Origin of the sequence: Streptomyces yokosukanensis, from assembly GCF_001514035.1 — a bacterium.
In the GTDB taxonomy this organism is placed as follows: Bacteria; Actinomycetota; Actinomycetes; order Streptomycetales; family Streptomycetaceae; genus Streptomyces; species Streptomyces yokosukanensis.
Genome location: NZ_KQ948286.1, coordinates 1 through 1,245, shown reverse-complemented (window position 1 = coordinate 1,245; position 1,245 = coordinate 1). Strand labels below are relative to the sequence as shown.

The following is a 1,245-nucleotide window of genomic DNA, read 5'->3' as shown; positions in this document are numbered from 1 at the left end:
ACATGAAGTTCGACATGGGTGCGCAGACGTTGTCGACGTTGATGCGTGATTCGCGTGGGTCGAGTCAGGATCTGGGGACGTTGATCCGGCAGTTGGTGCAGGCGGCGGAGCCGTTGGAGGGGAAGTTCCACGGTGCGGGTCGTACGGCGTTCGATCAGTTCAAGGTGCGGGCGGACGGGATCGCGAAGGAGTTGAACTCGTCGTTGGGGGCGATCCTGGGTGGTCAGTCCGGGATGGACGGTGCGTTCGGTACGGGTGACCAGGAGCAGGGTGACAACGCGAAGCAGCAGATGGGTGCGGCGAATTTCGATGCGGCGCGGTTCTCGGGTCGCTGAGTCCGGTTTCTGACTGTCCGTCTGGTCGGTCTGTTCGGTCTGTTCGGTCTGTTCTGTCTGGTCTGTGGGTTTGTTTTCGGGGAGTGGTGTGTGATGGCGGGTGCGGGTTCGGATCGTCGTGCGTACGACACGTCGGCGTCGGCGGATGTGCAGGGGAATCTGGCTGGTGTGATCGCTCAGCTGGAGACGGTGATCTCGGCGCGGGACAAGCAGGTGAAGGCGGCGATGGCCGATTTCACGGCGGATGGTGTGGCGGACGAGTACCACGGCAAGGAGCGTCGTTGGAACCATGCCTCGCAGGAGGTGCGGAACATCATTCATCTGTTGAAGACGACGATGGAGAAGAACGACTCGACGGCGCATGCGACGTTGGCGAAGGCCAAGTCGGCGGTGGACAACATCGGCTGAGCCGGTCGCGGCCACGGCGGTCGGTGGTTCTGTCTGGTTCTTGATGGTTCGTGGCGGCCGGGGTGCCGGGTTCACGGGGGTTGGTATGACGGGCTGGGACCTGCAGCCGCAGGGCATCGATCATGTGTTGACGACGACGGGTAAGACCGCGTCGCATCTGGAGACGTACGCGAACGACTTCGGCAAGCATCTGCAGTCGGCGGCGTCGAGTGCGGGCACGGTCTCCGCGGACGACGGTTCCGGTGCCCAGGACGGTGGCAAGGGCGGTGCCGGCAAGGACGACGGGAAGTCGCCGGGCGGTCTGGTGGCGTTGGCGTTGTCGCAGTACGCGGAGCACGCGACGAAGGATCTGCAGTTCGTCGCCGCGCGGGCGGGCAAGTCGTTGCAGGGTGTCGTGGATGCCACGACGGCTTATCTGAACGGTGACGAGGCGATGGCGGCCCGTGCGCAGAAGAACGCGGCCACGCCCGGGGTGAAGATGCCGGGAGCGCCGGAAGCGGGC

Annotated in this window: 3 protein-coding genes; all 3 read left to right on the top strand. The window is 64.7% G+C overall.

What is annotated here, in order from left to right:
* Window positions 1–2 precede the first annotated feature (2 nt).
* Window positions 3–335, top strand: a complete 333-nt coding sequence (locus AQI95_RS44200; RefSeq protein ID WP_067137155.1) for a hypothetical protein — start codon at window positions 3–5, stop codon at window positions 333–335.
* A gap of 93 nt (window positions 336–428) precedes the next feature.
* Window positions 429–743: a pore-forming ESAT-6 family protein gene (locus tag AQI95_RS44195; RefSeq protein ID WP_067137153.1), complete on the top strand. Its 315-nt coding sequence runs from the start codon at window positions 429–431 to the stop codon at window positions 741–743.
* An 85-nt stretch (window positions 744–828) separates the two neighbouring features.
* Window positions 829–1,245 (top strand): DUF6507 family protein (locus AQI95_RS44190; RefSeq protein WP_067137152.1); only part of this gene is annotated, 417 nt, incomplete at its 3' end.

Coding starts and splice junctions, on each gene's coding strand:
- AQI95_RS44200 (WP_067137155.1), top strand. CDS start 3: ATGAAGTTCGACATGGGTGCGCAGACGTTGTCGACGTTGATGCGTGAT.
- AQI95_RS44195 (WP_067137153.1), top strand. CDS start 429: ATGGCGGGTGCGGGTTCGGATCGTCGTGCGTACGACACGTCGGCGTCG.